The sequence below is a fragment of the Flavihumibacter solisilvae genome (assembly GCF_000814475.1).
GTDB lineage: Bacteria > Bacteroidota > Bacteroidia > Chitinophagales > Chitinophagaceae > Flavihumibacter > Flavihumibacter solisilvae.
Genome location: NZ_JSVC01000019.1, coordinates 97,075 through 109,622 on the forward strand (window position 1 = coordinate 97,075; position 12,548 = coordinate 109,622).

The window sequence follows — 12,548 nt, forward strand, 5'->3', positions numbered from 1 at the left end:
AAACCTTAGTACGCTCTCGCAAACAATACGCGCTGGATGCTCGGGTTACCCGTCAGGATACACTTACCCGGTTCCTGTACATTATTCAGTGGGATACACCTGATGGTGGCTTTGGTCTTTTCCTTGATCGCTTCTTCAGTTTCCGGTGTACCATCCCAATGTGCGGACAGGAAGCCTCCTTTTTCGTCCAGCAACCGCTCGAACTCGGCCCATTCGTTTACTTCCGTGATATGACTGTCGCGATATTCCTTTGCCCTGTTATACATATTTTCCTGGATCTCATCTAGCAGCGAGCTCACATAATCCGTCAGCCCTTCCATACTCACGCTCGTTTTCTCGCGGGTATCCCTGCGGGCAATTTCCACCACGTTATTTTCGATATCGCGCGCGCCGATGGCGATCCTGACCGGAACCCCTTTCAATTCATACTCTGCAAATTTCCAGCCTGGTCTTGAATTGTCATTGTCATCGAATTTTACGGAGATCCCTTTTGCTTTGAGCGCAGCAATTATCGGCGCAACCTTTTCACTGATTTGCGCTTTCTGCTCTTCGCCTTTGAAAATCGGGACGATAACCACCTGCAACGGTGCGATTTTGGGCGGCAGTACGAGGCCCTGGTCATCGCTATGTGCCATTACGAGTGCGCCAATAAGCCTGGTACTTACGCCCCAGCTTGTTGCCCACACGTATTCCAGCTTGTTTTCTTTACTCAGGAATTTTACATCGAAGGCTTTGGCAAAATTCTGACCCAGGAAGTGGGAGGTTCCGGCCTGCAGTGCTTTTCCATCCTGCATGAGGGCTTCGATGCAATAGGTTTCTTCAGCACCTGCGAAGCGTTCACTTTCCGTTTTCACCCCTTTGATGACAGGAAGGGCCATGAATTCTTCCACGAAGCTCGCATACACTTCCAGCATTTTCGTGGTCTCGTCCACAGCTTCCTGGCTGGTCGCGTGGGCGGTATGCCCCTCCTGCCAGAGAAATTCAGCCGTCCGCAGGAAAAGCCTGGTCCGCATTTCCCATCTTACCACGTTAGCCCACTGGTTAACCAGGATGGGTAGGTCGCGGTAACTCTGGATCCAGTCCTTGTAAGTATTCCAGATGATGGTTTCGGAAGTGGGACGAACAATCAGTTCTTCCTCAAGTTTTGCTTCAGGATCAACCACTACCCCACCGCCGTTGGGGTCATTTTTCAGCCGGTAGTGTGTCACAACGGCACACTCCTTGGCAAAGCCCTCCACATGTGCTGCTTCTTTTGAAAGGAAACTTTTAGGGATGAAAAGCGGGAAATAGGCGTTTACGTGTCCTGTTTCTTTGAACATCCTGTCGAGCTGGTCACGCATGTTTTCCCACAGCGTAAATCCATATGGTTTTATTACCATACATCCGCGAACTGCCGAGTAGTCCGCCAATCCTCCTTTCAATACCAGGTCATTGTACCATTGCGCATAATCCTCCTGCCGGCTGGTGATCTCTTTGCTCATTATAACTTATTGAGTTTTAACAATGTGCTTGCAACATTTGAATTTGAAACGCTGTCTTATATTTGTAAATTAGTACAGCGGAACGCAAAAGTAATTTTTTCAACCATTAATAGCTGAGCCATGATCCCCAAATTTTCCGGACTCCTAGCAGGAATTGCAGTTGTTGCATTGAGCAGCTGCTCTTCAGTATATAAATCCGGCCAGACTCCGGATGACGTTTACTACTCACCAGGTAAACCTGTTGCTGCTGTTGCAAAGGGTGACAATGACACGGAAGACCGCGGTGAATACGTGGAAACGAATAAGCGCAGGTCCTACAACCGCAATAACGAATATGATAGCTATAATTATCGCGATGACCAGTACATGAGGATGATGATCAGCAGCGGCCGCAGACCATACGGGTATGGGTATTATGATGATTTTGCGATGATGGATCCGATGATGTACAACAACTGGAGGTGGAACAGCTACATGACATGGAACAGTCCATGGAATAGTCCGTATAACTCCATGTGGTACTGGAACAGCTTCTACAATCCATACTGCCGCCCGGTATATGTTATCCCGTCAGGTGGTTATATAGGCAAGCCTGGATATGGGTATGGCAACGTGGTTGCACGTCCCAGCCGCCCGGCATCCGCATTCGGCATGAGCAGCTACCTGAACACCAGTTCCAACAATAATCGTACATACAAACCCTACTCTTATTACAGGGGTGGTTCGTATAACAATTCCAATAGCCGTGAATACAATTCCGGTACCAGCAGACGCTCCTTATTCGGTGGAAATAGCAATAACAACAACAATTCATCTTATGACCGACCTTCCCGTAGCTACTCGCCATCATCAAACACCGGTAGTAGTAGTGGTTCCAGGCCTAGTTCCGGAAGCAGCGGAGGTGGTGTGAGTCGCCCTGCCCGTACAGGAAACTAATCGGACGGTTCCCATATGAATGGAGGAAACAACCTGCCTACTACTGCATTTGTTTCCTCTTTTTTTATACCTATACTTATTTCAATCATTCGTACATGCGGAAAAGCATTCTCTTTTTATTCGGAAGTCTCGCTACCCTTGGCGCCTGGTCGCAGGTGCCCGAAGACGCACTCAGGATGTCGTGGTCCACACCCAGCGGAACCGCCAGGAACCAGGCAATTGGCGGAGTAATGACATCATTAGGCGGCGACATCACTGCCAACTTTATTAACCCGGCCGGTATCGCGATGTACAAAACCAGCGAGATCGTTTTATCACCCGGCTACAATTTCTTCAATAATAAGTCGACATACAGGGGCAGCGCGGAAACAAATGCCAAATCCAGCAGCTTTATCCTCGGAACATCAGGTCTCGTGTTCGGTATCTCCGACAGGTATAAAGCCAATAAAAGCAGCGCTTTCAGTATTGCGGTAAACCGTTCTGCCGATTTCAACAATAAGATCGCTTATAGTGGCACCAATAATTTCAGTTCTTTTTCTGAAGCTTACGCGGTAGAAGTAGCAAGTTCGGGCCTGTCCATAGATGATGCATTGAACAGCAGCAGTATCTCCTTCCCTTCGAGAATGGCATTATATACCTACCTCGTTGATACGCTTACTACTGAAGGCTTCGGCACCGAGGTTGTTGGTACACCGATGAGATACGCACTGCAACATGATACCGCCTTTTTACTGAACCAGTCGAACACTATTGAAACCAGTGGTGGAATTACAGAAGTGGCGATCAGCTTCGCAGGAAACAGCAACGACAAATTCTATTTCGGCGGAAGCCTTGGTGTTCCTATCCTCAATTATGAGCGGAACAGTGTATATACGGAAACAGATGCAACCAACCAAAGCAACAACTATTTTAATTCCGCCACCCTGCGGGAAAGATATACAAGCAAAGGAGTTGGTGTGAACCTGAAATTGGGTGCGATTTTCAAACCGGTTAATTTCATTCGCGTGGGCGCGGCTATTCATACACCGACCCTGTATGGACTGAAGGATTCCTATGATGCGACGATGGAAACAGACCTGGATAATTACAACGAACCCACATCGGTAACTATCCGGGAACTGAATGACGGTTATATTCCTGAGTACAAGTATGACCTGACATCACCATGGCGTTTCCTGGTGGGCGGTTCTTATGTGTTCCATGGTGTTGAAGATATCAAGCAACAACGCGGATTTATTTCGGCCGACCTTGAGTATGTAACATATTCTTCCAACAGGTTCAAGAACGGCGAGGAAAATACTATTGACAACCAGGAATATTATGACGCCGTGAATGGCGTGATCAAACAGATCTACAAAGGCGCCCTGAATGCAAAGATCGGGGGCGAGCTGAAGTTCAACACAACTATGGCAAGAGCAGGTTTTGCCTATTATGGCAACCCTTACGAGGATAAGGATCTTGATGGAAAGCGCATGTATATCAGCGGTGGTGTAGGATATCGTGATAAAGGCTTTTTTATTGACCTGGCGTATGTACATCGGTTAACCGACGACGTTAATTTTCCGTACAGGTTACCTGACAAGGCTAATACCTATGCTGAAACGAAAGGCTCTGGCGGAAATGTGATCGTAACGGCAGGGATTAAATTCTGACAGCATGTTGCCCTTTTCCCTGGTACTCAAGGAAAGCGCGCCACCAGTAGCCTGAATCCTTGATCGTGCGTACCTGTGTGGCATGATCAACATGAACAAGGCCGAACCTGGCTTCATAACCTTCAGCCCATTCAAAATTATCCATCAGCGTCCACGCGAAATAACCTGTAATATTCATTCCTTCCTGTTTCAATTGCAATAAGGCAGTAAGGTGATCGCGATAATACGCGATGCGTGCATCGTCCTGCACCCTGCCCCTGTTCAGCGAATCTTTGAATGCAGCGCCGTTCTCCGTGATCATTAATTCTTTTATACCGTCATACTGACTGAAGCGGCGGATAATATTCTTAAATGCCCCCGGATTTATCTCCCATCCAAGAGATGTATGAGGTACCTTCCGGTCGCTGGCTTTTACGGGAGATGCCTGCACGAGTGGAATGAATGGGTTGTGTTTTATGACAACAGGAAAATAGTTCTGCAGCCCGATAAAATCCATCCCGAACTGCATCTTTTCCGCATGCTTCCAGGTCAGGTTCCGGCGGTTCATTTTTTCCATCAGTCCCCTGTCATCTTCCGGGAATCCCATACCCAGCAAAGGTTCGATGAAGATCCGGTTCATCAGGAGGTCAACACGACTGGCTGCAGCAAGATCTTCCTCCCGTGACGAAAACGGAATGACCTCTGAGCAGGAGAATGTTGTTCCGATCCGGGCGCCGGGAACCTGTGCACGGATCATTGCTGCACCTTCTGACTGTGCAAGTACAGCATGCTGCACGGACTTCAGGTAGGCATCAAGACTTCTCTTTCCAGGGGCATGTTTTCCCACCAGGTAACCGAGTGTGGTAAATGCTGCAGGCTCGTTCAGGATAAGCCAGTTCTTTACCCGGTCGCCGAATGCTTTTGCACAGATCCTGGCAAAATGCCTGAACCAGCGATTGATCAACGGGCTCACCCAACCGCCCTCCTGCTGCAATACCTGCGGCAGGTCCCAGTGATAGATTGTAACAAAGGGTGTGAGCCCCAATCGCAGGCATTCATTGATTACGTCATTGTAATAAGCTATGCCTGCAGGATTGGCTTTGCCTGAACCATCGGGAAGGATCCTTGACCAGGAAATGGAAAAGCGGAAACTGTTAAAGCCAAGGGCCTTAACAAGCAGGAGATCTTCCTTGTAACGGTGGTAGAAGTCACAGGCGGGATAAGGACCGGCACCTTTACGGGTGGCTGTTTTTTTACGGCTGAAAACATCCCAGACAGAATGACTCCTGCCGTCTTCGAGAATTGCACCTTCGTTCTGTGCCGCCGAAATGGCAACTCCAAAATGGAAGTCATCACCAAACATCTGGGCACTTAACGGGTGTTCAACAGGCATGTGCTGCAAAGATCGCAGTGATACAGAATCGGCAGATTAACTTTCTGTGAACTTGTCATCCGGGCAGCAGGTTCATGATTTTATCGAAATCCCCGGGATGAAACCAATGCATCTCCGCATCGCGGCGGAACCATGTCAGCTGGCGTTTTGCATAATGGCGGGTATGTTGTTTGATCAGCGATACTGCTGATTCGAGTGAAGTCTTGCCTTGCAGGTAATCAAAGAGTTCAGCATAGCCCACAGTCTGCAGGGCATTGAGGTGTTGCCATGAGGTAAGTCCCTCAACTTCCTTCAGCAGGCCCTGGTGCATCATCTGGTCGACGCGGTGATTGATCCGGTCGTACAATTCTGCCCGCTCCAGGTCGAGCCCGATTTTAATTGTGCGGAAAGGCCGTTCCTGCTTTTGGCCTGTCTGGAAATGTCGGATACTCCTGCCGGTTGACTGCATCACTTCAAGTGCGCGCATCATGCGTTGCGGGTTCTTCATTTCACCTGTTGCATAAAAAAGCGGGTCCTGCTGCTGAAGCTGTTCACGCAGCCATTCGGTACCATGCTGGTCATAAGCTGCGATTATAGATGAGCGGATGGCGGGATCAATTCCCGGCAAGTCATCAAGTCCCTCCGTAAATGCTTTTATGTACAGGCCGGTACCGCCGACCATTACAACAGTGTTGTGGTGTTTGAATATGGAAGCTGCAGTTTCAAGCGCATAGGTTTCAAAGGTAGCAGCGCTTACTTCTTCGGCAATGGAATGCGAGGCGATGAAATGATGTTTTACCTGGCCCAGTTCCACCGGCGAGGGCCGTGCAACCCCAATATCAAGTTCCTGATAACATTGCCTGGAATCTGCGGAAATAATCTCTGTTCCCAGGGCCTTTGCCACCCGGATGGCGAGGGCGGTTTTACCAACTGCGGTTGGCCCGGCTATGATGATGCATGTTTTATGCAAGGGTGATGCGCTGGTTGATAAAATCAGATTTCTTCTTCGCTTTCACCGGCACCGAACTCATCCGTTTCAAGATCGGAATCTCCATCAGACTCCCCGTCCTCACCTTCCGTTCCGAAACCTTCTGCACCTGATTGCAGGTCATACTTTTCTTCCATTTCGGCGAGCTTGTCACCTACGAGCCCCTTGGTTCCATATTGTGACGGTGCGATTCCTTCCACCCTGACAGTTGCCGGGTAGTCGATTTTCGGATTTTCCTCTTTTGAAACATTGATCAGCTCAACGAGGAAAGTCCACACCCGGTTGAAATCATATACATACACGAATTTCTGGTTGGGATCGAAGATCTCTGCACTTATCGGGGTATCGGACATCAGCAGGGGTTCCACCGGGTAAGAGCGGTTATATTTTTCCAGGGTAATCTCGCGTCCCCGCTGCCAGCTGTCATTGCTGCGGTAGAACGTTGCTCCATGCTTCGAATCAAATTCATAGGCTTTCAGGATCGCCTGGTGGAGATCCCGGAAATTCTGTTTGTGCCGGATTGCCACGTCCCTGTAAACACTGTCATCTTCTTCGAAATAGATCCTGAACTTGAGAATAGCCATAAATATATCTGCGATTTGTGCGTAAAATACAAATTCTTTTATTGCGCGGGCTGCAGGTTAAATTCAGCCGCTTTTTTCATCATCAGTCCATAAGCTGAGTCATAATTATTCTCAATCTCCCCGTCAAGTATCGCTTCACGTATGGCATTTTTAATTTCACCTACCAGTCTTCCCGGGGGCAGGTTAAAGGCTTCCATTATCATTTCGCCCGTGATCGGCGGCTGCCAGTTCCGGATCCTGTCCTTTTCCTCCACTTCATGAAGCCGCTCCCTTACCAGGTTAAAGTTCTCGAGGTACCGCTTTACCTTGAATTTATTCTTTGAGGTAATGTCGGCCGAGCAGAGGCTCATGAGGTCATCAATGTCGTCGCCCGCATCAAAAAGTAACCGCCTGATCGCACTGTCGGTAATATTTTCTTTGGTCAGGCTGATGGGGCGAAGGTGAAGCTCCACCAGTTTGCGGACATATTTCATTTTCTCGTTCTGCGGAAGCTTCAGGCGGGTAAAGATCCTCGGCACCATCCTTCCTCCCACCACTTCATGACCATGGAAGGTCCAGCCATGACCCTTCTCAAATTTTTTGGTTGCAGGCTTGCCAATATCATGCAAAACTGCTGCCCATCGCAACCACAGGTCGTTGGTATGCTGGGAAATATTGTCCACCACCTGGAGTGTGTGGTAAAAATTATCCTTGTGCCCCTTCCCGTCAATGTATTCTGCGCCTGCCAGGTCTACCATTTGCGGAAAGATGATGTGCATCAGGCCCGAGGTGTAGAGAAGGTCGAGACCAACCGACGGCTTTTTGCTTAACAGGATCTTGTTGAACTCTTCGGTTATCCGTTCCTGTGAAATGATCTTGATGCGTTCCACATTGAGGCAAATACCTTCCCAGGTCTTCTCTTCAATAGTGAATCCAAGCTGGGCGGCAAAACGGATGGCGCGAAGCATGCGAAGCGGATCATCGGAAAAAGTTTGTGCCGGTTCAAGTGGCGTCCGGATGATCCCGTGTTGCAAGTCGCCCAACCCGTCGAAGGGATCTATCAGTTTCCCGTACTGGTCACCGTTGAGGCTGATGGCCATGGCGTTTATGGTAAAGTCGCGCCGCAGCTGGTCCTCTTCAAGTGTACCAGGCTCCACCTCGGGATTCCTGCTATGGTAACGGTAACTTTCCTTCCTCGCTCCCACGAATTCAATTTCAAACTCGTCGATCTTTATAGATGCGGTACCGAAGGTTTTATAAAAGGCAACCGACGGTTTTGGCTGGAAGCGCTCAGCCACCCTATGGGCCAGTGTTATTCCGTCACCCACGCAAACGATGTCAGCATCCTTGGTTGCACGTGAAAGCAGTTTGTCACGCACGAAACCGCCGATCACATAACAAGGCATCTGGAGATCGGACGCTGCATGTGCTATTTTCTTCAACAGAAACAATTCCTTTTCTGTGCAATTGATGTCCATGGGGCAGCAAAGATAGGTGAGTTTGCCCTGCATTAAAAGCCACCGGCTGCCAGTAACTGGTCCTCCCGGATATCGAGTGCACAGCGGAAATGCCCTTCAGGGCATTCGCGACGCCCATGAAGTCCACATGGCCTGCAATACAACGCAGTTTCAATTTCTATTACTGACGACACGTCAGACAGCGGGCCAAACCCGAATGAAGGAACTGTGGAGCAATAAACTGCAGCCGTTGGCGCATTCACTGCGCTGGCGAAATGCATGGGCGCTGAATCGTTGACGTAATTCATGACAGCTGATTGCATCAGGGCGGCTGATTGCAGGAAACTCAGCTGGCCGCAGAGTGACTGCACCTGACCATGGCCTGACCCTGAAATGATCTGCTGTGCCAATGGTTCGTCGCCCGGTGCGCCAATAAGGAAAATATTGAGGGAAGCCGGTAACCTGTTGATAAATGCGATCCATTTTCCCGCCGGGTATTGTTTGGTGAACCATACAGATGCGGGGGCGATCACGATGTAGGGATCACGCCGGAACGCTGCTGCTTTTTCATAATCCGCGGCCGTGGGATATAATTTAGGCCGGAAAGGTTTATCATCGGTGAAATGCCTGACAAGATCGTTGCATCTTTCGATTTCATGCTTTGGGTGCTCTTTGCTGCTCAGCACATGCGGAACACGGCGCGTGAAAAACCTGCTTAGCGGGTTCTTATCATACCCGATGGTCTCCACTGCTCCTGACAATGCTGTCAGCAGGCCGGTAGCCGCAAAGCGTTGCACATTGATTACCTTATCGTATTTGTTATTACGGATAACGCGGTTGAGGCGGAACAGCTCCTGGTATTTGCCAGCTTTCTTGTCCCAGATCAGCAACTCATTCAAAAAAGGATGGTCTTTCAGTAGTCCTTCATTTCCCTTACGAAGCAGGAAATCTATTTTGGCCTCAGGAAACCAGTGATGAAGTTTTTCCAGGATCCCGGTTGCGAGCACTACATCACCAATGAAAGCAGTCTGTATAATAAGAAATCGGGGCATTCTCTCTGAGTTGACGTGATTATACGAATTTTTCAAATATGAAACCGTTCCGGACCGGACTGGTATGATTCCCTGCACGGTATGCGGCTAATGCAGTAGTTTCTGCCGGATCAACAGGAACAACGGCAATGGGTTTGCGGAACCGTTTAAGCAGGTGAATTCCGAACACGTCTTCAGAAAGCGAAATATATGCCGATCCATCGGGTGATAACAGTTGACCGGCAATGGCCAGTACCCCGGGAAAGCGGACAGCCAAAGGCTTCTTCTGCCCCGCCATCCAGTCAAAAACGGCCAGGTCGAGTGCGCTCACATGAATTAACAGGTCCCGCTCATCAGCAAGCAGTACAACCGGCTGGCAACCAGGTGCAGAGGCAAGTAAACGGTCAGCAGCGATCTCGGACGCGGCATCCGCTGCAAGCATCCAGCCGGCTTCTGTCGGGATGATCACGAGCCCGTCATTTTCCAACACATTAAGACACTGTACAATATCATTATTGAAATCATCCATTCCGCAAATATAACTGCAGGGCACATTTGCGCAATTCCTCTATCTTCGCTGCAAATTTTTGCTATATGAACTTGCACGAATACCAAGCAAAGGAATTATTGAAACGTTACAGTGTTCCGGTTCAGGAAGGCATAGCCTGCAGCACACCCGGAGAAGCAGAAGAAGCATATCGCCAGATCCATACCCAGTACGGCAGCAAATTCGCGGTTGTGAAAGCCCAGATCCATGCGGGTGGTCGTGGTAAAGGAAAGATCGTAGGAAAAGAACAGCGTGGTGTTGCAGTAGGAAAGAATGCGACTGAAGTGAAAGATATCGCTCAGAACCTGCTTGGCGGTACACTGGTTACCATCCAGACCGGTGAGGCTGGCAAGGTTGTCAATAAAGTACTCGTTGCTCAGGATGTATATTACGATGGACCAAACCCCGTAAAGGAGTTCTATCTCTCTATATTGCTTGATCGTGCAAAGGGTCAGAATGTAATTATGTACAGCACTGAAGGTGGTATGGACATTGAAGAGGTGGCACATAACACTCCCGAGAAGATCTTCAAAGAGTGGGTACATCCAGGTGGTCCGCTCCAGCCATTCCAGGCGAGGAAGATCGCTTTCAACCTCGGACTGTCGGGCGAAGCAAACAAGAACTGTGTAAAGTTCGTTACCAGCCTTTATAATGCTTACTCTGGACTGGACTGCGGCATGCTGGAGATCAACCCGCTTTTCAAAACTTCCGACGACAAGATCATTGCCGTGGATTGCAAAATGAACGTGGATGACAGCTCACTTACCCGTCACCCGGATGTTGCTACCATGAGGGACCTGGCAGAAGAAGATCCGACTGAAGTTGAAGCGGGAAAGTTCAACCTGAACTTTGTTAAACTTGATGGCAACGTAGGTTGTATGGTAAATGGTGCAGGCCTGGCAATGGCTACTATGGATATGATCCAACTCAGTGGCGGTTCACCTGCAAACTTCCTTGACGTGGGTGGTTCTGCAAGTGCAAAAACCGTTGAAGCCGGTTTCCGCATCATCCTGCAGGATCCCAAAGTAAAAGCTATCCTGATCAATATCTTCGGTGGTATCGTTCGTGGTGACCGGGTTGCGCAAGGCATTATCGATGCTTACAATTCAATCGGTGACATCAAGATCCCAATCATTGTTCGTCTGCAGGGAACAAATGCAGAGGAAGGAAAGCAATTGCTTGATGAAAGCGGCCTGAAAGTACAGAGCGCCATCAAGCTCAGTGAAGCTGCCGACCTCGTAGCGAAAGCTGTTAAGGCGTAACAATCAAAAAGTAAAATAAATCAAAAGGCCCTCTTTCGGGGGCCTTTTTCAATTCCTGATCTATTCCGCGGTGGTGGGATCAATCATCTCAACCACCTCACTTATTTTGTTGGCAGGGAAACCGCCGATAGTAGCATGCTGGCGCACCGTTTCAATATCGGGAGCGATATACACACAATACAATTTGTCACCAGTTACAAAACTCTGGTTCCATTGGATCTGTGGTCCCATCCGGTGCAACACGCCACATGAGCTTGCCGCAAGGTCCTTTAATTGTGCGCTGGTAAAATTGCCAATTCCCGGCACTTCCCGCTCTATAATATACTTCGGCATACAGGGAGATTTAAAGGTGAGTCGTCTGATTAAATTTACGAAAAATATCGTTTAAACTCTCCCGGGAAAGCAGGCAGCGCAACCTCCGGTTCTTCGATTTCCGGGTGCCAGCGTTTCTCCCATTCAAAACTGTAAAAACCTTTGTAACCACCCTGCTGCAATGCCTTAACGGCTTCCTTTACCGGTGCTTCTCCCTTGCCCATCAATACGTACCTGATCTTTCCATCCACGCGTTTTCCGTCCTTTACATGAATGTGCCGGATATGCGATTTTATTTGCTCATACACTTTTGCCGGCGGCTCTTTGGTAATGCTCCACATATTGTAGATGTCCCAGATCAATCCGGCATTTTTTCCTGCATGCTGCATGATGTAAGCGATATCTTCTGCATGCACCACATCACCATGTGTTTCCATCAATACAGTAACACCCGAGTTAGCGGCGAAAGCTGAAAGATCGTTGAGTCGCCCGGCTATCAGGTCGAGCGTGGCTTTCTTATCCTGGTTTGCAGGCAGCGCATTGGGGAACACCCTGATGTAGCGACAATCAAGCCCGTCGGCCAGTTCGATATACCGTTTGGCCTCATCCATGGCGGACTGGTTACGGGCATTGTCCGTATGATGTAACTCTGCAGAGGAGCCCAGTGAAACGATCTGCAGCCCCGCAGCCGCCATCGATCTTTTCACGTTTTCCACACTCCCCTTCGATCCGAACTCTTGGCTTTTTGTAAGATCCATTTCACCATGAATACCGCGGAATTCAAGCCCATTATAACCATTGGCGGATGCAAACTGGATTGCCTGGGGTAATGTCCAGGCCGGGCAGCCAAGCGTAGAAAAAGAAAGCAGCGGTTTATGTGGAGCTGCAGCAAGCGAATTGCCCAGCAGCACTGCCCCTGCCGCCATCGATCCATGTCTTAAAAATTCTCTTCGGTTAAGCATAATGAT

12 protein-coding genes are annotated in these 12,548 nt (G+C 49.1%); 3 read left to right on the forward strand and 9 right to left on the reverse strand.

What is annotated here, in order from left to right:
- Window positions 1–5 precede the first annotated feature (5 nt).
- Window positions 6–1,481, reverse strand: a complete 1,476-nt coding sequence (proS, locus tag OI18_RS16840; protein WP_039141901.1) for a proline--tRNA ligase — start codon at window positions 1,479–1,481, stop codon at window positions 6–8.
- Window positions 1,482–1,601: 120 nt separating this feature from the next.
- On the opposite strand from proS, the gene OI18_RS16845 reads away from it, so the two are divergent.
- Window positions 1,602–2,417, forward strand: coding sequence for a hypothetical protein (locus OI18_RS16845; protein ID WP_039141903.1), 816 nt, complete (start codon window positions 1,602–1,604; stop codon window positions 2,415–2,417).
- Window positions 2,418–2,512: 95 nt separating this feature from the next.
- Window positions 2,513–4,069 (forward strand): OmpP1/FadL family transporter, encoded by a 1,557-nt coding sequence (locus tag OI18_RS16850; protein WP_039141905.1) that lies wholly within the window; start codon window positions 2,513–2,515, stop codon window positions 4,067–4,069.
- Here OI18_RS16850 and OI18_RS16855 read toward each other — a convergent pair.
- Genes OI18_RS16855 through OI18_RS16880 form a run of 6 tightly spaced genes read right to left on the reverse strand, consistent with a single transcriptional unit; the run spans window position 4,059 to window position 9,988 of the window.
- Window positions 4,059–5,441, reverse strand: coding sequence for a GH1 family beta-glucosidase (locus OI18_RS16855; protein ID WP_052273321.1), 1,383 nt, complete (start codon window positions 5,439–5,441; stop codon window positions 4,059–4,061). The genes OI18_RS16850 and OI18_RS16855 overlap by 11 nt on opposite strands.
- 55 nt (window positions 5,442–5,496) lie before the next feature.
- The gene (gene miaA, locus OI18_RS16860) at window positions 5,497–6,390 is read right to left on the reverse strand and encodes a tRNA (adenosine(37)-N6)-dimethylallyltransferase MiaA (RefSeq protein ID WP_039141906.1); all 894 of its coding nucleotides are present in this window, start codon (window positions 6,388–6,390) and stop codon (window positions 5,497–5,499) included.
- A 23-nt stretch (window positions 6,391–6,413) separates the two neighbouring features.
- Window positions 6,414–6,992, reverse strand: coding sequence for an IS1096 element passenger TnpR family protein (locus tag OI18_RS16865; RefSeq protein ID WP_039141907.1), 579 nt, complete (start codon window positions 6,990–6,992; stop codon window positions 6,414–6,416).
- Window positions 6,993–7,030: 38 nt separating this feature from the next.
- A complete protein-coding gene (locus OI18_RS16870) occupies window positions 7,031–8,449 on the reverse strand; it encodes a CCA tRNA nucleotidyltransferase (RefSeq protein ID WP_039142242.1) in 1,419 nt (472 codons plus the stop codon).
- Window positions 8,450–8,481: 32 nt separating this feature from the next.
- Window positions 8,482–9,480, reverse strand: a complete 999-nt coding sequence (locus tag OI18_RS16875; protein ID WP_039141908.1) for a glycosyltransferase family 9 protein — start codon at window positions 9,478–9,480, stop codon at window positions 8,482–8,484.
- Between the two features lie 19 nt (window positions 9,481–9,499).
- Window positions 9,500–9,988, reverse strand: coding sequence for a hypothetical protein (locus tag OI18_RS16880; RefSeq protein WP_039141910.1), 489 nt, complete (start codon window positions 9,986–9,988; stop codon window positions 9,500–9,502).
- Between the two features lie 65 nt (window positions 9,989–10,053).
- Here OI18_RS16880 and sucC point away from each other — a divergent pair, with 65 nt between their 5' ends.
- A complete protein-coding gene (gene sucC, locus OI18_RS16885; protein WP_039141912.1) occupies window positions 10,054–11,268 on the forward strand; it encodes an ADP-forming succinate--CoA ligase subunit beta in 1,215 nt (404 codons plus the stop codon).
- Window positions 11,269–11,328: 60 nt separating this feature from the next.
- Here sucC and OI18_RS16890 read toward each other — a convergent pair whose 3' ends face one another.
- Together OI18_RS16890 and OI18_RS16895 are read right to left on the reverse strand one after the other, a co-directional pair.
- On the reverse strand, window positions 11,329–11,601 hold the full coding sequence (locus OI18_RS16890; RefSeq protein WP_039141914.1) for a DUF4242 domain-containing protein: 273 nt from the start codon (window positions 11,599–11,601) through the stop codon (window positions 11,329–11,331).
- 35 nt (window positions 11,602–11,636) lie between these two features.
- Complete coding sequence (locus tag OI18_RS16895; RefSeq protein ID WP_039141916.1) at window positions 11,637–12,542, reverse strand: sugar phosphate isomerase/epimerase family protein; 906 nt, start codon at window positions 12,540–12,542, stop codon at window positions 11,637–11,639.
- Window positions 12,543–12,548: the final 6 nt, after the last annotated feature.